Origin of the sequence: Rhodococcus ruber (genome assembly GCF_027270735.1) — a bacterium.
GTDB classification, from domain to species: Bacteria; Actinomycetota; Actinomycetes; order Mycobacteriales; family Mycobacteriaceae; genus Rhodococcoides; species Rhodococcoides rubrum_A.
This window is the reverse complement of record NZ_JAPWIJ010000006.1, coordinates 119,363-140,409: the sequence shown is the minus strand read 5'-3', so window position 1 is coordinate 140,409 and position 21,047 is coordinate 119,363. Positions and strand designations below refer to the sequence as shown.

22 protein-coding genes, 1 tRNA gene and 1 pseudogene are annotated in these 21,047 nt (G+C 64.9%); 17 read left to right on the top strand and 7 right to left on the bottom strand.

What is annotated here, in order from left to right; genetic code table 11:
- Window positions 1-21: 21 nt before the first annotated feature.
- Window positions 22-768: an oxidoreductase gene (locus O4220_RS15495; protein ID WP_269605708.1), complete on the top strand. Its 747-nt coding sequence runs from the start codon at window positions 22-24 to the stop codon at window positions 766-768.
- Window positions 769-1,127: 359 nt separating this feature from the next.
- On the opposite strand, the gene O4220_RS15490 is transcribed toward O4220_RS15495, so the two are convergent.
- Entirely contained in the window at window positions 1,128-1,973 is an 846-nt protein-coding gene (locus O4220_RS15490; protein WP_269605706.1) for an HAD family hydrolase, read from the bottom strand.
- Between the two features lie 334 nt (window positions 1,974-2,307).
- Here O4220_RS15490 and ssd point away from each other — a divergent pair, with 334 nt between their 5' ends.
- The 7 genes from ssd to O4220_RS15455 all read left to right on the top strand — a co-directional run bounded on the left by ssd (window position 2,308) and on the right by O4220_RS15455 (window position 6,901).
- Window positions 2,308-3,423, top strand: a complete 1,116-nt coding sequence (ssd, locus tag O4220_RS15485) for a septum site-determining protein Ssd (protein ID WP_269605704.1) — start codon at window positions 2,308-2,310, stop codon at window positions 3,421-3,423.
- A complete protein-coding gene (locus O4220_RS15480) occupies window positions 3,411-4,604 on the top strand; it encodes a TadA family conjugal transfer-associated ATPase (RefSeq protein WP_269605701.1) in 1,194 nt (397 codons plus the stop codon). Before ssd ends, O4220_RS15480 begins: the two co-directional genes overlap by 13 nt.
- On the top strand, window positions 4,601-5,380 hold the full coding sequence (locus O4220_RS15475; protein ID WP_269605699.1) for a type II secretion system F family protein: 780 nt from the start codon (window positions 4,601-4,603) through the stop codon (window positions 5,378-5,380). Before O4220_RS15480 ends, O4220_RS15475 begins: the two co-directional genes overlap by 4 nt.
- Window positions 5,377-5,949, top strand: coding sequence for a type II secretion system F family protein (locus tag O4220_RS15470; protein ID WP_269605696.1), 573 nt, complete (start codon window positions 5,377-5,379; stop codon window positions 5,947-5,949). The genes O4220_RS15475 and O4220_RS15470 overlap by 4 nt, the downstream gene beginning before the upstream one ends.
- 63 nt (window positions 5,950-6,012) lie before the next feature.
- Window positions 6,013-6,216, top strand: a complete 204-nt coding sequence (locus O4220_RS15465) for a DUF4244 domain-containing protein (RefSeq protein ID WP_269605694.1) — start codon at window positions 6,013-6,015, stop codon at window positions 6,214-6,216.
- A gap of 5 nt (window positions 6,217-6,221) precedes the next feature.
- The gene (locus tag O4220_RS15460; RefSeq protein WP_269605692.1) at window positions 6,222-6,551 is read left to right on the top strand and encodes a TadE family type IV pilus minor pilin; all 330 of its coding nucleotides are present in this window, start codon (window positions 6,222-6,224) and stop codon (window positions 6,549-6,551) included.
- A complete protein-coding gene (locus tag O4220_RS15455; RefSeq protein WP_269605690.1) occupies window positions 6,548-6,901 on the top strand; it encodes an Rv3654c family TadE-like protein in 354 nt (117 codons plus the stop codon). The genes O4220_RS15460 and O4220_RS15455 overlap by 4 nt, the downstream gene beginning before the upstream one ends.
- Before the next feature lie 25 nt (window positions 6,902-6,926).
- Here the strand turns inward: O4220_RS15455 and O4220_RS15450 are convergent, their stop codons facing one another.
- Together O4220_RS15450 and O4220_RS15445 are read right to left on the bottom strand one after the other, a co-directional pair.
- Window positions 6,927-8,189 carry an alpha-hydroxy acid oxidase gene (locus O4220_RS15450; RefSeq protein ID WP_269605688.1) on the bottom strand — a complete coding sequence of 421 codons (1,263 nt, stop codon included), beginning with the start codon at window positions 8,187-8,189 and terminating at the stop codon, window positions 6,927-6,929.
- A 137-nt stretch (window positions 8,190-8,326) separates the two neighbouring features.
- Window positions 8,327-10,696, bottom strand: a complete 2,370-nt coding sequence (locus O4220_RS15445; protein WP_269605687.1) for a DEAD/DEAH box helicase — start codon at window positions 10,694-10,696, stop codon at window positions 8,327-8,329.
- Between the two features lie 400 nt (window positions 10,697-11,096).
- On the opposite strand from O4220_RS15445, the gene O4220_RS15440 reads away from it, so the two are divergent.
- From O4220_RS15440 to O4220_RS15420, 6 genes and pseudogenes are all read left to right on the top strand, one after another.
- Window positions 11,097-11,300, top strand: a complete 204-nt coding sequence (locus O4220_RS15440; protein WP_005248460.1) for a cold-shock protein — start codon at window positions 11,097-11,099, stop codon at window positions 11,298-11,300.
- A gap of 147 nt (window positions 11,301-11,447) precedes the next feature.
- A complete protein-coding gene (locus tag O4220_RS15435) occupies window positions 11,448-12,035 on the top strand; it encodes a hypothetical protein (RefSeq protein ID WP_269605685.1) in 588 nt (195 codons plus the stop codon).
- 109 nt (window positions 12,036-12,144) lie between these two features.
- Window positions 12,145-15,138, top strand: a complete 2,994-nt coding sequence (gene topA / locus O4220_RS15430) for a type I DNA topoisomerase (protein WP_269605684.1) — start codon at window positions 12,145-12,147, stop codon at window positions 15,136-15,138.
- A gap of 84 nt (window positions 15,139-15,222) precedes the next feature.
- Window positions 15,223-15,819: a DUF3558 family protein gene (locus O4220_RS15425; RefSeq protein WP_269605682.1), complete on the top strand. Its 597-nt coding sequence runs from the start codon at window positions 15,223-15,225 to the stop codon at window positions 15,817-15,819.
- Between the two features lie 43 nt (window positions 15,820-15,862).
- Window positions 15,863-15,901: pseudogene (locus tag O4220_RS27935) on the top strand (hypothetical protein).
- A complete protein-coding gene (locus O4220_RS15420; RefSeq protein WP_420030405.1) occupies window positions 15,898-17,034 on the top strand; it encodes a DNA polymerase III subunit delta' in 1,137 nt (378 codons plus the stop codon). The pseudogene O4220_RS27935 and the gene O4220_RS15420 overlap by 4 nt, the downstream one beginning before the upstream one ends.
- Here the strand turns inward: O4220_RS15420 and O4220_RS15415 are convergent.
- Window positions 17,031-17,549 carry a CGNR zinc finger domain-containing protein gene (locus O4220_RS15415; protein ID WP_269605677.1) on the bottom strand — a complete coding sequence of 173 codons (519 nt, stop codon included), beginning with the start codon at window positions 17,547-17,549 and terminating at the stop codon, window positions 17,031-17,033. The two genes, O4220_RS15420 and O4220_RS15415, sit on opposite strands and share 4 nt — an antisense overlap.
- Before the next feature lie 87 nt (window positions 17,550-17,636).
- On the opposite strand from O4220_RS15415, the gene O4220_RS15410 reads away from it, so the two are divergent.
- Complete coding sequence (locus O4220_RS15410) at window positions 17,637-18,332, top strand: SDR family oxidoreductase (RefSeq protein WP_269605675.1); 696 nt, start codon at window positions 17,637-17,639, stop codon at window positions 18,330-18,332.
- Window positions 18,333-18,399: 67 nt separating this feature from the next.
- A tRNA-Thr gene (locus tag O4220_RS15405) sits at window positions 18,400-18,472 on the top strand.
- An 83-nt stretch (window positions 18,473-18,555) separates the two neighbouring features.
- On the opposite strand, the gene O4220_RS15400 is transcribed toward O4220_RS15405, so the two are convergent.
- Together O4220_RS15400 and O4220_RS15395 are read right to left on the bottom strand one after the other, a co-directional pair.
- Entirely contained in the window at window positions 18,556-19,269 is a 714-nt protein-coding gene (locus O4220_RS15400) for a helix-turn-helix domain-containing protein (RefSeq protein WP_269605673.1), read from the bottom strand.
- A gap of 63 nt (window positions 19,270-19,332) precedes the next feature.
- Window positions 19,333-19,470 carry a CoA transferase gene (locus O4220_RS15395; protein WP_269606298.1) on the bottom strand — a complete coding sequence of 46 codons (138 nt, stop codon included), beginning with the start codon at window positions 19,468-19,470 and terminating at the stop codon, window positions 19,333-19,335.
- A gap of 41 nt (window positions 19,471-19,511) precedes the next feature.
- Here O4220_RS15395 and O4220_RS15390 point away from each other — a divergent pair, with 41 nt between their 5' ends.
- Window positions 19,512-19,820: an enoyl-CoA hydratase-related protein gene (locus O4220_RS15390; protein WP_269605671.1), complete on the top strand. Its 309-nt coding sequence runs from the start codon at window positions 19,512-19,514 to the stop codon at window positions 19,818-19,820.
- Between the two features lie 19 nt (window positions 19,821-19,839).
- Here the strand turns inward: O4220_RS15390 and O4220_RS15385 are convergent, their stop codons facing one another.
- Entirely contained in the window at window positions 19,840-20,937 is a 1,098-nt protein-coding gene (locus O4220_RS15385) for a DNA alkylation repair protein (protein WP_269605669.1), read from the bottom strand.
- Window positions 20,938-21,047 lie beyond the last annotated feature (110 nt).

Genomic DNA, 21,047 nt, shown 5'->3' with positions numbered 1-21,047 from the left:
GAGGGGGTACCGTCGTCTGTCGTGACGGACCCCCTCGCCCCGCTGTTGGAACTGCCCGGAGTTGTCGACTCCGCCGAACGTGCGCGTGACGCTCTGGGCGCGGTGCATCGGCACAAGGCCAACCGTCGCGGCTGGCCGGCCAACGCAGCCGAGGCCGCAGTGCGTGCGGCTCGCTCGTCCTCGACGCTGGAGGGCGGGTCGATGGATTTCCCCCGCGACGGCGAAGAAGGCGACCCCGTCCTCGCCGGTGCACTCCGAGTCGCCGCCGCCCTGGACGGTGATGCTCTGCAGAACACGCTGTCGACCTGGAAGCGCGCCCCCTTGCAGACCCTTGCTCGTCTGCACTTGTTGGCCGCTGCCGATCTCGTCGACGACGCCTCCGCCCTCGGTCGTCCTCGCGGCGATGCAGGAGTAGGCGAGCGACTCGATCTGCTCGCTCAGCTGGTGACCGGCGGAACCTCGGCACCCGCCCCGGTGATCGCGGCGGTGGTGCACGGTGAGTTGTTGACGCTCAAAGCTTTCGGATCTGCCGACGGTATCGTTGCGCGGGCTGCGTCACGGCTGGTAGCGGCATCCTCGGGATTCGATCCGCACAACCTCGGCGTGCCCGAGGTGAGCTGGATGCGTCGCGCGAACGCGTACCGAGACGGTGCCGCGGGATTCGCCGAGGGCACTGCGACGGGCGTCGGGAGTTGGGTGATTCTGTGCTGCGGAGCATTCGAAGCCGGTGCGGCAGAGGCGACTTCGATTGCCGAGGCCGCGCAGTAGTGAGCACGTAAAAGGGCGGCGATGTCGACTTGCGTCGACGTCGCCGCCCGTTAGCACGGAGCGCCTGGTTACCAAGCGTGCACAGGTGGGCTGTGATGGACTACCACGTGGCCTCGGCGAGGATTCGACAGTGATGAGGTCATCCCTGCAACCGGTGCAGGGTTCTTGCTGATCATTGGCGAATTTCGCAGGCCCACAGCGCTTCTGCCATTAGGTGGCAAGCTCCGCGTGGGTGCCGGTGTCCGTGCTGGGAATCCCGGTCGGGAGAGCGAATCTTCTCTTCCGATTCGTTCTTGGCCTTGCGTTCTTCCGTACGTCCTTTGTACCCCGTGACGCGCTTCACATCAAGGGTTTGTCCCTCATCGTTTTCTGCGAAACAGTCCGTAGGTGATCGCACCTGCGGCAAGAGCGCTGAAACTTGCTGCGGCACTGACCGCTACGGTCTTGCCTGACGGGGTCTGGATACGCGATCGCAGCGAGACCGGGTTGGAGAACGTGAGAATCGGCCATCCGTTGGACGCGGCTTCCTTGCGTAGTGCGCGATCGGGGTTGACGGCCGTCGGGTGCCCGACAGCGCGGAGCATCGGTACGTCGGTGATCGAGTCCGAATACGCGTAGCTCGAACCCAGGTCGTAATCGTGTTGCGCTGCCAGGGAGTTCATGGCGTCGACCTTGCCCTCGCCGTAGCAGTAGAAGTCGACCTCGCCGATGTACTTGCCGTCCACGGTCACCATCGTGGTGGCCATGCTGTGATCGGCCCCCAGCAGTTCTGCGATGGGGTGCACGATTTCGTCGCCGGATGCAGAGACGATCACGACATCATGTCCGCGGAGCTTGTGGTCGGCGATGAGGTCGGCCGCTTCGGCGAACACGAGGGGGTCGACGATGTTGTGCAGGGTTTCCGCGACGACAGCGCGTACCTGTTCCACATCCCAACCGGCTGTCATGCTCGCGATGTGGGCGCGCATACGTTCCATCTGGTCGTGATCGGCCCCGGAGAGCAGGAAAAGGAACTGCGCGTAGCTGCTCTTGAGCACTGCCCGCCGGTTGATCAGACCTTGGTCGAAGAACGGCTTGCTGAATGCCAGCGTGCTCGACTTCGCGATGATCGTTTTGTCGAGGTCGAAGAATGCCGCGACGCGCGCTGGGCGTCGGCCGGCGGGGGCGTCGTCGTTGCTCGCGATCTGGGTCACGTTTGTCACCATAGTGGCCGGTGGTGACCGGTGGATGTTGCGCGGCGACACTGGGGGACTCGGCCGAACTCGATCCAGAAAATCCGACGGTTGAACTTGCAAACAAGGATGTCCACGGGTGTAGTATTTTCTACGAGCCCGGTTCATTCCGGGCGGTGTTCAGCCCGACCCCCCGGGGCTGAACCAGACGACCCTCGCCTCCTCCCCCCCTGGCGAGGGTCGTCCTCTTTTCTGGGTTAGGTCGAAAATTGGTACAGGGGTACCGGTATTCATCCACAGGGCCGAATCTATCCACATTTCCCCAAGTCGCGCGTATCTCGAGCAGATTCTCACGCAGGCTTGGCGCATGGAAACGGACTCGCGACAGCGAAGCGCACAGCCTGCGGTCACGATGTCGATCGAACTTCGCGGCCTCCGCGAGGACGTGTATCGAATCGCTGCAGCCGCGGATTGTGTTGTGGAAGAGCAGAACTTACTGGTCGGTATCGGTTCGACGCGGTCGATTTGGGATCGCACCGGAATTATTCTGATCGATTTCTCGTCCGCAGAGACGGCATTGTCGAACGGATTCCCTCGGCGGGAGGGGGTCATTCTGGTCACGGGTGCGCCGCCCACCCTCGACGACTGGCGAACTGCGACTGCCCTCGGGGCCGAACAGGTGATCTCACTGCCCTCGGACGAGGACGCGCTCGTTCGAGTACTCGGAGAGCCCGCGTCGGCACCGACTGGAGATGGCGGCGTCATCGCCGTGGTCGGCGCGCGGGGCGGAGCGGGATCGTCGACGCTCGCTACTGCGCTCGCTCTCAGCGGTAGCCGCTCGGGTCGGCGTGCATTGCTCGTGGAGGGCGACCGCTACGGCAGTGGACTCGATCTGTTGCTCGGCTGGGAGAACATGCCCGGTCTGCGGTGGTCCGGGTTGGTTGTCGAAGGTGGACGTGTATCGGCCGACGCCTTGCATGGTGCACTGCCCTCGCGGGACGGGTTGTCGGTGTTGGCCCTGGGCAGATCCGAGAGGCCGAGCATCGGGCTGACTGCCGTCGCTGTGACGGCTGTGCTCGACGCAGGACGCGCAGCGGGCGATCTGGTGGTGTGCGATGTCCCGCGTCATCCCGGCGAGATTTCCGACGCTCTGTACGCCGCCGCGGACCTCGTCGTGTTGGTGCTGCCGGCGGAGCTACGCGCCGTCACCTCCGCGGAAGCGGTCGCAGCGCACGTGGCAGATCGAAATGCCAACGTCGGTGTCGTCGTTCGAGGGCCGGCACCGGGCGGGCTGAGGGCCGACGACATTGCCGCCGCCCTCGATCTACCGCTGTTGACGTCGATGCGTGCCGAGCCGGGATTGGCCGAGCGACTCGAGCGGGGCGGACTCGTGCTCGGTCGACGTTCTCCCTTGGCTGCAGCGGCGAGTGGCGTGCTGGAGACCTTCGCGCAGAAGCCCGGCGCCCGGCGGTGGGCGGCGTGAGCGCCGTCGTCACTGCGGATCTGTTGGACCGCGTCCGTGATCGCCTTGCTGTATCTGCCGCCGCTCCCGTTCCGGCGACCCTTGCCGCTGCCATCCGAGCCGAGGCGGGCGGTGTCATCGGCGACACGGATATGCTTGCAGCTCTTCGTGTTCTGCAGACCGAGCTGACCGGAGCGGGCCCGCTCGAGCCGCTGCTGTCCGAACCCGGAGTGACAGATGTTCTGGTCACCGCGCCGGACCAGGTATGGATCGATCGTGGGCGCGGACTCGAACGCACCGACATTCGCTTCGTCGACGAATCTGCCGTGCGTCGGCTGGCGCAGCGGCTCGCGCTGTCGGCCGGCCGCCGATTGGACGACGCGCAACCCTGGGTCGACGGTCGGCTGCCCGGAGTGGGGCGGGACGTGTTCGGCGTCCGGCTGCACGCTGTGCTGGCACCGGTGGCCAGTGGTGGAACGTGCGTGTCGCTTCGGGTGTTGCGGCCGGCAACCCAGGGTCTCGCAGCACTACGTGCATCCGGTGCCGTCACCGATGGCGGATACGAACTGTTGCGCCGGATCGTGTTCGGACGCTTGGCTTTCCTGGTCGTCGGCGGTACCGGCGCCGGAAAGACCACATTGCTTGCCGCGCTGCTGGGCGAGGTGGATCCGGCCGAACGGATCGTCTGCGTGGAGGACGCGGCCGAGTTGGCTCCGACGCACCCGCATGTGGTGCGTCTGGTGGCTCGTGCGCCCAATGTCGAAGGGGTGGGGGAGGTATCGGTGCGGCAGCTGGTGCGTCAAGCACTGCGGATGCGCCCCGATCGGCTCGTCATGGGGGAGGTACGCGGCGCCGAGGTCATCGACCTGATGACGGCCCTCAACACCGGCCACGACGGCGGAGCCGGAACGATCCATGCGAACTCTCCCGCCGAAGTGCCCGCGCGTCTCGAAGCACTTGCAGCGCTGGGCGGAATGGGACGCGATGCGCTGCACAGTCAGCTCGCCGCGGCCGTTCAGGTGGTGCTTCACGTTCATCGCAGCGCGGACGGTACGCGACGGCTGCGTGAGATCGGGGTGGTCGACGTTGATTCGACCGGACGGGTACACATCGTGCCGGCCTGGTCCGTGGACAGCCCCGCACTGCCGGGTGAGAGTCGGCTGGTCGAACTGCTGGACCGACGCTGCGGCGATGCCCGATGACGGTCATGCTGACGCTCTTCGCCGTCGCAGTTCTGTTGTGGCCGAACGGTTCCAGGGGACTGGCTGAAGGGAAGCGCAGGGCATCGACGGTGCCGCGGTGGCTGGTGCCGAGCTGCGCTGCACTGGTTGCGGCTGTCGCGGTGTGGTGGCTCGGCGGCGTCTGGGCCGTGGCCGCAGCGGGGTTGGCGGGAGGTACCGGGTGGAGGCGCTTCAGGCGGCGGTTGGAGCGTGATCGACGAGCGACCGAATTGCAGTGGTTGGCAACCGGAGTCGAGGTCATCGTCGGTGAGCTTCGCGTGGGATCTCACCCCGCCACGGCCAGCGCGGTGGCGGCCGACGAATGCGGCGGAATCGCTTCGGCTGCGCTACGCGGCGCGGCATCGCGATCCAGGCTCGGCGGCAGGGCTGCCGACGGTATTGCCGCGGCCGATTCGCTGCTGGACGCCGAGCTCGGACGGCTGGCCGCAGCGTGGCACGTAGCCGACGAGCACGGGCTCGCGCTCGCCGAACTGCTCGACGCTGTTCGCGACGACATGCTGGGGCGCAGACGGTTTCGCGAACGAACCGAGGCGTCGCTGGCCGGTGCGCGGGCTACGGCGTTGGTGCTGGCTGGACTGCCGATCCTCGGTGTAGCGCTCGGGCAGCTGATGGGTGCGAACCCGCTGCAGATTCTGCTCGGCGGTGGGGTGGGCGGCATTCTGCTGTGTATCGGCACGGCACTCGGCTGCGCGGGCCTGCTGTGGACCGACGCGATCACCGGCAAGGTGACGACATGATGTGGGCTGCAGTCCTATGCGTGGCGACGGCGCTCGTTGCTGTGCCTTCGGTTGGCACCGGGCTGCGCAGACATGCGGCCGATGGCCGCGTCGAGGCCGACACTGTCGATGCCTCGAGACCCGATCCACTCGCGGTGGCGACGACATTCGACCTGCTCGCCGCATGCTTGCGATCGGGGCTTCCGATAGCAACGGCCGCTACAGCCGCAGCGCAGTCCGCTCCCGCCTCGTTCGGGATGGCGTTGCGCAAGGCCGCCGATCTGCTCGAACTCGGTGCCGATGCCGAGACCGCATGGGACGCCGTCGCGCACGATCCGGAAACCGAGGCACTGGCGCGAATGGCACGTCGTTCGGCTCGGGCAGGCTCGTCCATGGCGTCGGCGATGACGGAACTGGCTGCAACACAACGAACTCGCGCCGAGGACACGTCGGCCGCTGCGGCCGAACGCGCGGGCGTTCTGATCAGCGGGCCGCTGGGACTGTGCTTTCTGCCTGCCTTCATCTGTCTCGGGATCATCCCCGTGGTGATCGGCCTGGCGGGCAACGTACTGGGCGGCGGCCTGCTGTGACCGCCGCGCAGACAATCTTCCGGTGCGGAACTGCCGCGTCGGAGAACAGGGAGGGGAATCGAGATGATCGAGAACGCACTGCAGGAGTTGAAGACTCGAATCGCACTGTTGGCAGTGGAGGACGACGGGATGTCCACGGCGGAGTACGCGATCGGTACCATCGCGGCCGCGGCATTCGGGGCGGTGCTGTACACGGTGGTGACCGGGGACAGCATCGTGGCGGCGTTGACGGGGATTATCGATCGAGCGTTGAACACAGCCGTCTGATACCGGTGGGTGATGACGGTGCCGTGACGGTGGAGGCGGCGTTCGCGATCGCGTCCATCGTCGCGGTGATCGTGGTGTGCATCGGTGCGATCGTGTCGGTGACGATGCACATCGGTTGCGTGGATGCGGCCAGGGAGGCAGCTCGGTTGGCGGCCAGGGGCGATGGGGCCCGGGCTGTTTCGGTGGGGGAGCGGGTTGCGCCGGACGGTGCGCGCATCACGGTGATCGAGGACGGGGAGTTCTTCGTCGCGCGGGTGGAGGTGGCGAGTCCGCTACCGGGATTGACGCTGTCGGCCGAGGCGGTTGCTGCTGCGGAACCGGTTGCAGCGGAATGAGAACGGGCCTGCGCGACGACGAGGGTGGCGCGACGGTGTTGGCGGCGCTGGCGATGTCGGCGTTGATAGCCGTCGTGGTGATGGTGATGCACGTCGGCTCGGCGGTGGGTGCTCGTCATCAGGCGCAGTCGGCGGCCGATCTCGCTGCGTTGGCCGGGGCGGGGGCTCTGGACCGTGGGGTGTCCGACGCTTGTGAGACGGCGCGATCAGTAGCGAGCAGGATGTCGACCGATGTGCGGGAGTGCGCGATCGACGAGTGGGACGTGATCGTGACGGTGGGGCAATCGGTGTTCCTCGGGCGCTTCGGAATGTCCGAGGCCATCGCCTCGGCGCGGGCGGGTCCGGGGTGACCGGACGCCCGCCCGCCTGCGGTGGTCAGCTCGACGTGAAGGTGCGCGCACCTGATTGCAGGGGAGCCAATCGAGTCAGCTGAGTGACGTGCTCCGGGGTCAGTTCCGCAAGCGAATTGACCTGCAGCAGTTGCATGGTGCGCACTATTTCTTCGCGGAGGATCTCGATCATGCGGTCGACGCCCGCGCGACCTCCGGCCATCAGGCCGTAGAGGTATGCCCGGCCGACGAGTGTGAAGGACGCTCCCATCGCGATGGAGGCGACGACGTCGGCACCGTGCATGATGCCGGTGTCGACGGCTACTTCGAAGTCGGAGCCGACTTCGCGGACGACCTGGGGCAGCAGGTGGAACGGAACGGGAGCGCGATCGAGTTGTCGACCTCCGTGGTTCGACAGAATGATGCCGTCGACTCCCAGTTCGGCTAGACGTGCCGAATCGGCCACCGACTGAACACCTTTGACGACGAGCTTGCCGGGCCAGATGTCGCGGATGACGTCCAGATCCTCGAACGAAATGGACGGATCCATCGCTGAATTGAGCAGCTCTCCGACCGTGCCGCCGGTAGAAGACAGCGACGCGAATTCGAGCTTGGCCGTGGTGAGGAAGTCCCACCACCACCACGGACGCGGAATGGCGTTGGCGATCGTCGACGCGGTCAACTGCGGCGGGATGGAGAACCCGTTTCGCTTGTCTCGTAGGCGAGCTCCGGCGACCGGTGTGTCGACCGTGAACAGGAGTGTGTCGAAGCCTTCCTTTGCGGCGCGTTCGACCAGCCCGAACGAGATGTCGCGGTCGCGCATGACGTAAAGCTGGAACCAGTTTCGCCCAGTCGGATTGGTGGCCTTGACGTCCTCGATCGACGTGGTGCCCAAGGTCGATAGGCAGAACGGGATTCCGGCAGCGCCGGCTGCGGCAGAACCGGCGTATTCACCCTCGGTCTGCATCAGGCGGGTGAATCCCGTCGGTGCAATACCGAACGGGAGCGCGGACGGCCCACCGAACACCGTCGTCGAGGTGTCGACGTGGGAGACGTCCCGCAGGATCGAGGGATGGAATTCGACGTCGCGGAAGGCCTGACGAGCCCGTGAGAGCGAGATTTCCGCGTCGGCGGCACCGTCGGTGTAGTCGAATGCCGCGCGTGGGGTACGGCGACGGGCGATGGTGCGGAGATCGTCGATGGTCAGTGCCGCGCTGAGGCGTCGTCGACGCAGGTTCAGATCGGGCTTCTTGAACGAGAGGACGTCGCGCAGGTCGGTGGCTTTGGGCATCTGCCGGGTGATGGGCATGCGTTGTCTCGATTCTGTGGGCTGATCCTCTTCCCACCACACCACCCGAGGTGTTCGCAACAACAGGCAGGGTGGCGCGCCAGTGTGCTCCAAGCCCCAAATGCGCGCGCGTTTGCCGATGACCTGGGCCTAGGTGCTCAACCCTCCCGAGTGACGGCCGCGAGTACCGCGGTCAACACTCGAACGGCACCGTCCTTGTCCAGTGGATCGTTGCCGTTTCCGCATTTGGGGGACTGCACGCAGGATGGGCATCCGGTCTGGCATTCGCAGGAAACGATGGCGTCTTTCGTAGCCGCGAGCCAATCCGCGATGGCTACGTGGCCGCGGTCGGCGAAACCTGCTCCGCCGTCGTATCCGTCGTAGACGAAAACGGTAGGCAGCCCGGTGTCGGGGTGCAGTGCCGTCGAGACTCCACCGATGTCCCATCGATCACACGTTGCAACCAAGGGCAGCAACCCGATGGCGGCGTGCTCGGCCGCGTGCAGAGATCCGGGGAATCGCTCGTACGGAACACCGCTGTGCTCCAACAACTCCGGAGTGATGGTGTACATGACGGCTCGGGTGTCGAGTGTCTGCGCGGGCATGTCGAGTTCGATGGAATCGAGAACCTCGCCCGAGAGCAGGCGTCGCAGATACCCCACGACCTGATGGTTGACGTTCACCTGCACCAGCGCGACGCGCACCTCGCCGTAGTCGACCGATTCGTGCACCGCAGTGATCGAGATGTCGGTGATCTCGCGAGCCGAGGTGTTCCACTCGGGTTGCTCTGGATGTACCAGCGCCAGCCCGGCTTCGAGATCGAGTTCGTCGACCACGAACGACTCGCCCTGGTGGATGTGGACGGCACCGGGATGTGCAGTGGCGGGGGCTCGCCCGCCGTCGACGGTACCGAGCATGCGGCCGGATTCACCGTCGACGATGGCCACCTGCACACCGGTGCCGCCGCGGATGTTCACCGCACCGTGCGGCGAGAGTTGCTGGCCCTCGGGCGTGATGAACCAGCCGTGCGGACGCTTGCGCACGTAGCCCTTCAGCTCGAGCTCTTCGAGTACCGATTCTGCGCTCAGCTCCTCGGCCTCGGTCAGGGTGATCGGCAGTTCGACTGCAGCGCAGAGCAATTGCGGGGCAAGAATGTACGGATTGGTGGGGTCGGTGACGGTGGCCTCGACAGGCTTGTCCAGCAGTGCCGCCGGGTGGTGCACCAGATACGTGTCGAGGGGATCGTCGCGCGCCACGAGCACCAGCAGTGAGCCCTCCCCACGTCGTCCGGCGCGGCCGCCCTGCTGCCAGAACGACGCAACGGTACCGGGGAAGCCCGCGACGATCACTGCGTCCAAGCCGGCGATATCGACGCCCAATTCGAGTGCGTTGGTGGTGGCGACGCCCAACAACGTGCCGTCGGACAGATCCGATTCGAGTTTTCGCCGGTCCTCCGCCAAGTACCCTGCGCGATAGGCGGCGACGCGTCGCACCAATTGCGGATCGACGTCGGCGAGAATTCTCTGAGCGCCCAGTGCGGTGACTTCCGCACCGCGCCTGGACCGAACGAACGCCAGCGTTCGGGCACCCTCGACCAACAGATCCGCCATGATGCGCGACGCCTCCGCGCCGGCGGATTTCCTTACCGGAGCACCGTTTTCGCCGGTGATCTCTTTCAGCAGCGGTGGTTCCCACAGTGCGACGGTGCGGGCGCCGTGCGGGGACCCGTCCTCGGTGACTTCTTCGCACGGCGCTCCGATGAGTCGGCTCGCCGCTCGTCCGGGTTCCGATGTCGTGGCACTGGCCAAAACGAATGTCGGAGATGCTCCGTACCGTGCGCACAGGCGTCGCAACCGCCGTAGCACCAAAGCCACATTGGATCCGAAAACGCCACGGTAGTAATGGCATTCGTCCACCACCACGTAGCGGAGATTGCGGAGAAACCGAGACCAGCGCTCGTGCGAACCGAGAATGCCCAGGTGCAGCATATCCGGGTTGGTGAAGATCCAGCGAGCGTTCGCGCGTGCCCACTGGCGAATCTCGATCGGAGTGTCACCGTCGTAGGCACTCGGGAACACCTCTGCGAGTTCGCCTGACAGTTCCCGCAACTCGTCGGTGATCGAGATGGTGGTGCGTAGCTGATCGGCGCCGAGGGCCTTGGTGGGAGCCAGGTACAGCGCCGTCGCCCGAGCGTCGGCAGACAGTGTCGTCAGAATGGGAAGTTGATACGCCAAGGATTTGCCCGACGCGGTGCTCGTCGAGAGCACCACGTGATTGCCCTCGGCGGCGAGTGTTGCCGCACGTGCCTGATGCGTCCACGGTTGTGCGATCCCACGAGAGGTGATCACCTGCACCACTTCCGGGCCCACCCACGACGGCCAGGAGGCGAACTGCGAGGCCCGTGCCGGCAGCTCGGCGACGTGGGTCAGCGGGCTCTCGTTCGCGGGCGAACCCGCCAATACTCGATCCAACAACCGCTGCCCGTAGCTCGCGCCATCCGCACCGCCCAGCGGATGCTTCTCGCTCACTGCCGGTCTCCATGCATTCGTTCGATCTACAAGCGTCGTCGGGCTCTTCGCGACCTGGGATCCCCATGCTATCGCGGACCCCGGTCGGCTCTTTCGTGCCCTGGTGGGGGCCGCAATTCATCCGTCTCGTGTTGTGCGTTTCCACAACATGGGCAAATTGTTCGAAAAGGGTCGGTTTTCGACTGTTGCGAACGTGGAGTTCATGGTTCACTTGACGCGGTCGCAGCTTCTGTGTTCGTTCTACGCTTCGCAGGATCTCATGTTGCGGGCGCGGTACTGGGAGAGCTCGTCCATCAGGGGGAATCCTGAGGGGGATTCGTACAAGTGCAGCGGTCGGAACCGGCCCGATGGATCGAAAGTGCGCTCCATCGAATCCGGTGTTAGAAAGAGAAGGAAAAGCATGGCACAGGGAACTGTGAAGTGGTTCAACGCCGAAAAGGGCTTTGGATTCATCGCACCAGAAGACGGCTCCGCTGACGTTTTCGTCCACTACTCCGAGATTCAGGGCAGCGGTTTCCGCACCCTCGAGGAGAACCAGCGCGTGGAGTTCGAGGTCGGCCAGGGCACCAAGGGTCCTCAGGCAACGGGCGTTCGCGCAGTCTGATCCTCGTCTCATCGAGTCGAGTTACCTCATCCCCCTTCTCGATCGGCTCCCTTCCGGGTCGATCGCGGAGGGGGATGACTCATATCCGAACCACCCGAGTGCGGCGAAAGCCGTGAGCGTGGCCGCCGATGTCCTAATGTCCTTGCTGTGAACCAGCTGTCCTTCTTCTCCGCCGAATCGTTGCCGCCCGCGGTGACCGATCTCAGTGGGCTGCTGGCGGCCACCGGCCACGTCGTCACCTCCGCGGGCTCGGCCCGTATCTCTGTCGTCGTCGACGCGCAGTGGCGCGCGGATGCCATCGCCGAACTCATCGCGCAATGTGGTCTGACTGCAGAGCTGGGGAGATCGGAAGAAAACCGGCCGTTGGTGCGTACCGCGTCGGTGCCCGAACTGTTCGCACTGGCGTCTCTGTGGACCAAGGGTGCTGTCAAAGCCGTCCCTCCCGGGTGGATACCGGGTTCTCGCGAACTCCGCGCCTGGGTGCTCGCGTCCGGTCGTCCGGAGGCCGAGGGTGAGCGGTACGTGCTCGGACTCGATCCTCACGCACCGGACACCCATTCCGTCCTCGCCCAATCGTTGATGCGTGCGGGCATCGCGCCGACGCTGATCGGTACTCGCGGCTCCAATCCGGGACTGAGAATCACCGGTCGACGTCGGCTGCTGCGTCTCACCGAGAACGTCGGTGAGGCTCCCCGGAACGTGGACGCACGTACCATTTGGCCGCACGCGGAGTAGGCCGATATGTGACTGATCTGCGAGTATTTGGTCGACGTATGTCAGTCTGTTAGTAGTGGGACAGGCAAATGTGCCTGTGAAAACGCACTAGGGAAGGTTCGGCAGCAAGGTGGCAGCACGTAAGAACGGCACGGGGGACAGCTCCGCCGAGCCGCGTCGTCTGGTCATCGTCGAGTCCCCGACCAAGGCAAAGAAGATCGCCCCGTACCTCGGGAGCAACTACGTCGTCGAGGCCTCCGTCGGCCATATTCGCGACCTTCCCCGTGGTGCCGCGGACGTCCCTGCCAAATACAAAGGCGAGCCCTGGGCGCGTCTCGGTGTGGACGTCGACCACGACTTCGAGGCCCTCTACGTCGTCTCGCCCGAGAAGAAGGGCAAGGTCGCAGAGCTGAAAAGCCTGCTCAAGGACGCCGACGAGCTGTATCTCGCCACTGACCCCGACCGCGAGGGTGAGGCCATCGCCTGGCATCTCCTCGAGACCCTGAACCCCAAAGTCCCTGTTCGACGCATGGTCTTCCACGAGATCACCAAGCCGGCGATCCTCGCGGCCGCCGCCGACACTCGCGACCTCGACCAAGACCTGGTCGACGCCCAGGAGACCCGTCGTATCCTCGACCGTCTCTACGGCTACGAAGTGAGCCCGGTGCTGTGGAAGAAGGTCATGCCGAAGCTGTCGGCGGGCCGAGTGCAGTCCGTCGCCACCCGCATCATCGTCCAGCGTGAGCGTGAGCGGATGGCATTCCGCAGCGCCGAGTACTGGGACATCTCCGCCACGCTGGACGCCGGTGCCGAGGCGAGCCCCCGCAGTTTCGGAGCCCGGCTGGTCAATGTAGACGGCAATCGCGTGGCCGCCGGCCGCGATTTCGGTGCCGACGGCAAGCTCAAGACCGAGTCCGTGACCGTGCTGGACGAACCGCGTGCTCGACGCCTCGCCGAGGCTCTCGAAGGCGTCGATCTGACGGTCGCGTCGGCGGAGGACAAGCCGTACACCCGTAAGCCGTATCCGCCGTTCATGACGTCGACACTGCAGCAGGAGGCCGGCCGCAAGCTGCGGTTCAGTTCCGAACGGACCATGCGTGTGGCGCAGCGTCTGTACGAGAACGGTTACATCACCTACATGCGTACCGACTCGACGTCGCTGTCCGCGTCGGCTGTCTCCGCGGCACGAGCGCAGGCGACCGAGCTCTACGGCCCCGAGTACGTGCATCCCACTCCGCGGCAGTACACCCGCAAGGTCAAAAACGCGCAGGAGGCGCACGAGGCCATCCGCCCCGCGGGTGACGTGTTCCAGACTCCCGGTCAGCTGCACTCGGCGCTGCAGACCGACGAGTTCCGGCTGTACGAGCTGATCTGGCAGCGCACGGTGGCGTCGCAGATGGCGGATCTGCGCGGTACCACGCTGACGCTGCGCATCACGGGAACCGCAGGCACCGGCGAGGAGTGCACGTTCTCTGCGTCGGGTCGCACCATTACGTTCGCCGGCTTCCTCAAGGCCTACGTCGAGAGCGTCGACGACGAGGCGGGCGGCCAGACCGACGACGCCGAGTCACGTCTGCCCGCGCTGAAGGCCGGCCAGGCAGTGACGGCCACCAAGCTCGATCCCGACGGTCACACCACCAACCCGCCGGCTCGATTCACCGAGGCGTCGCTCATCAAGACGCTCGAAGAGCTGGGAATCGGTCGGCCGTCGACGTATTCGTCGATCATCAAGACGATTCTCGACCGCGGTTACGTCTACAAGCGTGGCAGTGCTCTGGTGCCGTCGTGGGTGGCGTTCTCGGTGATTGCGTTGCTGGAAGCGCACTTCGGGCGTCTGGTGGACTTCGATTTCACCGCCGGCATGGAAGATGATCTCGACGCGATCGCGGGAGGCCGTGAGCGACGCGGCGATTGGCTGCAGAACTTCTACTTCGGCGGCGAGACCGGTGCCGAGGGTTCGGTGGCGCGATCCGGCGGCCTGAAGAAGATGGTGGGCCAGAATCTCGAAGAGATCGACGCCCGCACCATCAACTCGATCCGTCTGTTCGACGACTCCGAGGGACGCGATATCCATGTGCGCGTTGGCCGTTACGGTCCGTACCTGGAACGGATGGTCAAGAATGACGACGATCCCGACGGCGACCCGATCAGCCAGCGCGCCAACCTGCCCGACGATCTGCCGCCGGACGAGTTGACCCTCGACTTCGCCGAAAAGCTCTTCGCCACACCACAAGAGGGCCGCAAGCTCGGCGTCGATCCGTTGACCGGCCACGACATCGTCGCGAAGGAAGGCCGTTTCGGGCCGTACGTCACCGAGATCCTGCCCGAGCCGGAACCCGAGCCGACGCCGCCTCAGCCCGACATCGTGCCGATCCCGTCCGGTAACGACGGTGATGGTGGCGGTGGCGTCAAGACTGCGGTGAAAAAGGCTGCAGCCAAGAAAGCGCCGGCCAAGAAGGCCGCCGCGAAGAAGGCCACCGGCCCCAAGCCTCGGACCGGCTCGTTGCTCAAGTCGATGGATCTGGCGACGATCACGCTCGAGGATGCCCTCAAGCTGCTGTCGTTGCCGCGTATCGTCGGCGTCGATCCCGAGTCCAAGGAAGAGATCACCGCGCAGAACGGCCGCTACGGCCCGTATCTGAAGAAGGGCACCGACTCTCGCTCGCTCGCGGACGAGGATCAGATGTTCACGGTCAGTCTCGAAGAGGCTCTGAAGATCTACGCCGAACCCAAGCGACGCGGCCGTCAGGGTGAGGCCAAGCCGCCGCTGCGAGAGCTGGGCGTCGATCCGATCAGTGAGAAGCCGATGGTGATCAAGGACGGCCGATTCGGGCCGTACGTCACCGACGGTGAAACCAACGCGAGCCTGCGCAAGGACGACGAGGTCGAGTCGATCACCGACGATCGTGCGTCGGAGTTGTTGGCGGACAGGCGTGCTCGCGGACCGGTGAAGAAGAAGGCACCGGCCAAGAAGGCGGCCGCCAAGAAAGCCCCGGCAAAGAAGGCTGCGGCGAAGAAGGCTCCGGCCAAAAAAGCTGCTGCCAAGAAGACCGCCACCAAGACCACTGCCGCGAAGAAGGCCCCGGTCAAGAAGGCTCCTGCGAAGAAGACCGAGAGCGAATAGCCCGACGAGCTCGAAGTTGTGGACGAAAATGGCGGCCGAAAGCCGCCGTAACTTCGAGTTCGGCGGGAACATTCCGTCGACGGGATGCGTCGAACCGTCGTGAAGCGCGGATTGATCGGTCTCGTAACCCTCGGATGCATCGTAGCAACGTCGACGGGCTGCTCTCAGGTGGTCCAGGGCCGAGCGACGGCAGCCGAGCAGGGTTCGGTGACTCCGTCGGCGTCGAGACCCGATGTGCCCGCAGGTGAGCTGTTCGATCCGTGTTCGCTGCCGCTCGCGAGCTTGGATCCCAAGGGCGCGCTCGAGTTGAAGGACTCGCTCACACCAGGGATACCCGATACATCCGGCGTCTGTGTGTGGACGAGTTCGGACTACTCGCTGTCGGTGACCATGTCCGTCACCGAATTCCTGATTTTCTCCGATCCGAAGTCGACTCCGGATTTGGAGGACGTGCGGTCGGAGAAGGTGGGTGCCTTCACCTTCGACATGTTTCGAATCGGTTCGACCCTCGACGACGACGGGAAAAGTCAGTCGTGCAATGCACAGACCACGACGTCCAGGGGAAACGTGAGCTTGAATGTGTTCGAGATCGACTTCGAGCCCACGCAGCCCATCGACGCCTGCGGAACCACCGAGAAGATTCTTCGGTCGCTCGAGCCGTACCTGCCCGCGCCGAGGTAGTCGGTCCGACGCACTAGGGTTTCCTTCATGGCGGGTGTGTTCGATCGATTGGTCGGTCAGGAAGATGTCGAGGCCGATCTGACGGCCGCTTCGGTGGCTGCTCGTACAGGCGTCGACTCGTCGGCGATGACGCATTCGTGGCTCTTCACCGGCCCTCCCGGATCGGGGCGCTCCGTAGCCGCTCTGTGCTTCGCTGCGGCGTTGCAGTGCACCACCGAGGGTGTTCCCGGGTGCGGTCACTGTCAGGCGTGTTCGACGACGATGGCCGGTACCCACGGCGATGTGCGACGCGTCGTACCCGAGGGCCTGAGCATCAGCACCAAGGAGATGCGCGACATCGTCTCCATCGCCTCGCGTCGGCCGAGCACAGGTCTGTGGCAGGTGGTCGTGGTGGAGGACGCCGACCGTCTCACCGAGGGTGCCGGAAACGTGTTGCTGAAGGTGGTCGAGGAGCCGCCGGCGCGGACGGTGTTCCTGTTGTGCGCTCCGTCGGTCGATCCGCAGGACATCTCGGTGACCTTGCGCTCCCGATGCCGCCATGTCTCGTTGGTGACGCCCACGGTGCCCGCGATCGCGCAGGTGTTGCAGACCCGCGACAAGCTCGACGCCGAGACGGCGGAGTGGGCCGCGTCGATCAGCGGCGGGCACGTGGGCAGAGCGCGTCGGCTCGCCACCGACGAAGATGCGCGAGCGCGGCGCAAACGGGCGCTGGCGCTGGCGTCGGCCGCGGCCCGGCCCAATCAGGCCTACCTCGCGGCCGAGGAACTGGTGAAGGCCGCCGAGGACGAGGCCAAAGAGATGAGTGCCTCCCGCGACGAGGCCGAGACAGAGGAGCTGCGAACGGCTCTGGGCGCGGGCGGCACCGGCAAGGGCGCGGCAGGCGCGCTGCGCGGGTCTGCCGGTGTGCTCAAGGACCTCGAGAAGCGGCAGAAGTCTCGGGCCACCAGAACCGGGCGTGACTCGTTGGATCGAGCATTGATGGACCTCGTGGGACTGTATCGAGACGCGCTCGCGCGCTCGTACGGATCGACCGCGACGGCCACTCATCCCGACATGGCCGAGCAAGTCGAGCGGATGGCTAAAGCCGTCTCGCCGGAGGCATTGCTGAAGAGCATCGAGGCAATTCTCGAATGCCGAGAGTCGTTGGCGGTCAACGCGAAACCGAAGTTCGCGATCTACGCGATGGTGGCGACTCTGGGCGACGTGCTGCGTTAGTCCTTCGCTTTTTTCCGCGCCCGCGAAGCCCGCAGATTGGCAACGTTGCCGCAGGTCTTCACGTCGTGCCAGACGCCACTGTTGTTGCGGGAGCGGTCGTAGAAGGCAGATCCGCACACCTCGTTCTTACATCGCTTGAGTCGACGCCACGTGTCTGCCTTCTGTGCAAGAAGCACTTCGGACCAGATCTCCGACGCGATGTACTGGGCCCCGCTGCCGGTGGGCGAGAGTCGGACGGTGCCATCGGTGCCCGGTATCAATTCGACGCTCACCGCTGGGATCGGCGGTAGTTCTCCGGCTAGGGCTGCTTCGACGTTCGCTCGCAGTGTTCGGAGGGCCGCCGCGTCGGCGTCCGACAACGCCATTTCCCAGGTCGTGGACGCTGCGTTGCCATCGGCGATGAGGTCGGGGAGTCCATACACGTCGATAGCTCGCGTGTTCAACAGATTCTGAACCACCTGCAGGCCGTCGGGTGCCGGTGCGAGGTGAAAGCGCTCTGTCGGCGATTGTGACATAAGTGAACAGTATTTGACTATGTCGTCCTGGTCAACTAAGACTGACATAGTCAAAAGCTTTTAACCTCTGTCGTAAGGATGAGTCCGATGGTGTCGATTTCTGGAGCAACGGTGTTGGTGACCGGCGGTCAGCGCGGTCTGGGCAAGGCGACGGTCGATGCATTGCTCGAGCGTGGGGCAGCGAAGGTGTACGCGACTGCACGGAACCCACGCGAGGACTCGGATCCTCGTATCGTCCCGGTATCACTCGACGTCACCGACGCGGATTCTGTTGCAGCGCTTGGTGATATCGCATCCGATGTGTCGATTGTGTTCAACAACGCAGGCGCTCCAGGAACAACACCGTTGCTGACGACATCGATCGACGACGTGCGTGCGGTGTTCGAGACCAACGTGTTCGGGGCCCTGCGGATCGCGCAGGAATTCGCGCCGATCCTGAAGGCGAACGGGGGCGGAGCACTGATCGACATCCACTCGGTGCTGTCGTGGCTGGGCGGTGCGGGCGCGTACGGGGCATCCAAGGCGGCGATCTGGTCGGCGACCAACTCGCTGCGGCTCGAGCTGGCCCCGCAGGGGACGCTGGTCGTCGGAGTCCATCTGGGATATACCGACACCGACATGATCGCCGAACTCGACGTCCCGAAGAACGACCCACGGGACGTGGTGCGCCAGGTTCTCGACGCCGTCGAAGCGGGCGAGACCGAAGTGCTCGCCGACGACCTGACCAGGCACATCAAGTCGATCCTCAGCGGACCGGCGGAGGGCCTGGGCCTCGCAGGCTGACCGCCGAGGGGAGGCGATTTTCGTTTCGATGTGATGCTCCGTTAGACTCACCAACGCCGAAAGGCACGCCGCCTTAGCTCAGTCGGTAGAGCATTTCACTCGTAATGAAAAGGTCAAGAGTTCGATTCTCTTAGGCGGCTCGTAGTAGGTCCTGGCCAGCGGTTATGCAATATGCATAGCCGCTGGCCTTGTTTTGCGTCCAGGTCGACAGCCCGGAGCCGACTCACCGACCGAGTTCGTTCTGTAGGCGGCGAGCGGCCGATTCGAGGGCAGGAACTCGACCACGTCGTGGCGCGCGTCGTGCGAAGAGAACGAACGCCGCGGTGGCCTGGACGGTGGGGACGGCGATTGCGGCGATGTCTGGATCGGCGAGTCCGTCGCTGCGGGCCAATCGATCTCGACGAATCGTCGGCAGCTCTCGCTGAAACTGCGCGGCTCCCTCCGGGTCGTTTCCACGTAGTCCGCTCAGAATCCTTTCACGCACGGGCTCGTCGGCGCGGGCGAGCAGGAGTCGTCCCGCCGCAGTGCGCAACGTGGGTCGGGGCCGGTGGTCGTCGGCCACTATCTGGATGTGGTCGGGTGCGCGCGGCCCGGCATGGTCGAGGTAGTAGATCTCGTGCCCCACCAGAGCGGCGATACCGATCGGTGCCCTGGCCACCTCGCTCAGGCGGACGAGCTCGGCGTGATCGACCCCTGATGCCGTCGCCGAGCCGGCGATCATTCCCAGCATGTGCGGGCGGAGGCCGAGGGCATACCGCTTGCCGGTCATCGTCAAGTACCCGAGGACACACAATTCCCGGACGAGGTCCTGCGTCGAACTCACCGGTGCATCGATCGAACGCGCGAGCGCCGACAGTGTGGGCGGTTCGTCGCAGCGCGCGACGTAGTCGAGAATCCGGTCCGTGCGCATCAACGTCCGATGACCCTCGTTGCTCATTCGCACCATATTACGGATATACGTACACATGCGACGACATGTTCGGCGTCGTTCATCGTGGAGTCAGGACCCAATCGGTTCCGAACACGGGGTCATGTCTCCGCCCGGCGGTTCGACCTTGATCACGTCGGCTCCGAGATCGCCCAGTTGTTGCCCGGCGTACTGTGCCATGATCACGCTCGCGAATTCGATGACTCGAATTCCCTCGAGGAGACCGGTTTTCGCGTTGTCTTTCGCGCGCGTTGCACATGCTCTGGACCGGCGAATTCATCGATGCAGCAACAGCTTTGAGTTGGGGTCTCGTGGACGAGGTGCACCCGTTCGAGAAACTGCGTTCTGCCCTGGAGGCGACGGTGGCTCGGCTCGCTGCGCAGCCCCCGGTTGCGGTTCAACTCATCAAACGCGCGGTCCGAGCCGGCGCTCACGGCGACCTGCGCCTGTCGCTCGACCTGATCGCATCGCACCAGGCCGTCGTGCAATCGACGCAGGATTCGGCCGAGGCGATGGCCGCGTTCACCGAGCATCGGCAGCCGCACTTCGAGGGTCGGTGAACGGTACTGTGTGCTGCCCCTAGCTCACGAGCACGAACTCCGCGCGACCGTAACTCACGCCATTGATCTGGAGCTCGATCGCGTGTGGGCCGGGGTAGTACTTGCGCGTGGTTATCGTCCTGAACGAATGTTGCCGCGCAACGTCGAGGCTGGCACTGGGCGCGATCGTTGTCGTCTTCAGTTTGAACGTCTTTCCTGTCACCCCACCGTTCGCCTTCGTGTGGTGAACGATGTAGTCGATCACCACCTTTGCGGGTTCGAGGCCGAGGTTGCGGATCGATGCGCTGAACTCCACGCTGTCGCCTACGTGCACCTCCACAACGTCGAGGGCCGGGCCCGTCACGTCCAGATCGGCCGGGGCGAACCCCAGTAGGGCAAGTGCGTCGGTGTTGCCGTTCTTGATGACCGTCCGAAGCGCGTGTCGAACGAGCCGGTCGGTGTTCGCATCCGGGTCGTCGAGCCACCGCGCCGCAGTCTGGACGACGATGTCCGGGACGTCTCGGCTGAAGTCGTTGAGATGGTTGGCAACCGAGCGTCGAACGTAGTCACTGTCGTCTCGGTAGAGCCTGTCCAGAATCGGCACCGTGATCCCTGGGCGCGTGAGTATCTCGGGGACACGCACCGACCACGGAAGATACGGGCGGGTCCCTTCCGATGCCAGACGGCGCACGTGCTCGTCCGATGATTGCGTCCATTCGAGCGCGATGGCGAGAGCTCGATCCAGATCGGCTCGGAGCAAGGTGCGGATGGCGAATTCCGAGCTGAGCCTGCCGGTGAGCTCGGCGAGCAACGCCATCCCGTCGTCGAACGCTCCCGAGCTCTTCTCCTCGACGGCCTTCGATGCAACAGCGCTGGTGACGGGCCAGACCAACCAACCCTGGAAGTCCGGATCCGTGGCTGCCCGTCGGATGGTGTCGGCGAACTGGACGTAGCTGCCCGGCAGTCCCGTCAGAAGCGCATCACGCAGTAGATCGGCGCGCGCTCGAAGCGCGAGTGGCCCCAAAACGTCTGCCGAGCCATCGAGTAGCGACAGATCAGCGCTCGGTGCGGCGGTGCGAACGGTCCGAAACAGCGCGCGAGCTGTGTCCGGACCGATGAGTTCGTCGGCGAAGGGCATGAGAGGTTCTTACCCTGAAGCAGCGACATCGTAGGGATGCTGGTTGTTTGCGGGAACTGGGCGCAGGGTCGAGATCGGCTCTGCTCGTCGTCGTGGGGCACACGAAGATC

Coding starts and splice junctions, on each gene's coding strand:
- O4220_RS15490 (WP_269605706.1), bottom strand. CDS start 1,973: ATGGTGACAAACGTGACCCAGATCGCGAGCAACGACGACGCCCCCGCC.
- ssd (WP_269605704.1), top strand. CDS start 2,308: ATGGAAACGGACTCGCGACAGCGAAGCGCACAGCCTGCGGTCACGATG.
- O4220_RS15475 (WP_269605699.1), top strand. CDS start 4,601: ATGACGGTCATGCTGACGCTCTTCGCCGTCGCAGTTCTGTTGTGGCCG.
- O4220_RS15470 (WP_269605696.1), top strand. CDS start 5,377: ATGATGTGGGCTGCAGTCCTATGCGTGGCGACGGCGCTCGTTGCTGTG.
- O4220_RS15465 (WP_269605694.1), top strand. CDS start 6,013: ATGATCGAGAACGCACTGCAGGAGTTGAAGACTCGAATCGCACTGTTG.
- O4220_RS15455 (WP_269605690.1), top strand. CDS start 6,548: ATGAGAACGGGCCTGCGCGACGACGAGGGTGGCGCGACGGTGTTGGCG.
- O4220_RS15450 (WP_269605688.1), bottom strand. CDS start 8,189: ATGCCCATCACCCGGCAGATGCCCAAAGCCACCGACCTGCGCGACGTC.
- O4220_RS15440 (WP_005248460.1), top strand. CDS start 11,097: ATGGCACAGGGAACTGTGAAGTGGTTCAACGCCGAAAAGGGCTTTGGA.
- O4220_RS15425 (WP_269605682.1), top strand. CDS start 15,223: ATGCGTCGAACCGTCGTGAAGCGCGGATTGATCGGTCTCGTAACCCTC.
- O4220_RS15415 (WP_269605677.1), bottom strand. CDS start 17,549: ATGTCACAATCGCCGACAGAGCGCTTTCACCTCGCACCGGCACCCGAC.
- O4220_RS15410 (WP_269605675.1), top strand. CDS start 17,637: ATGGTGTCGATTTCTGGAGCAACGGTGTTGGTGACCGGCGGTCAGCGC.
- O4220_RS15400 (WP_269605673.1), bottom strand. CDS start 19,269: ATGAGCAACGAGGGTCATCGGACGTTGATGCGCACGGACCGGATTCTC.
- O4220_RS15385 (WP_269605669.1), bottom strand. CDS start 20,937: ATGCCCTTCGCCGACGAACTCATCGGTCCGGACACAGCTCGCGCGCTG.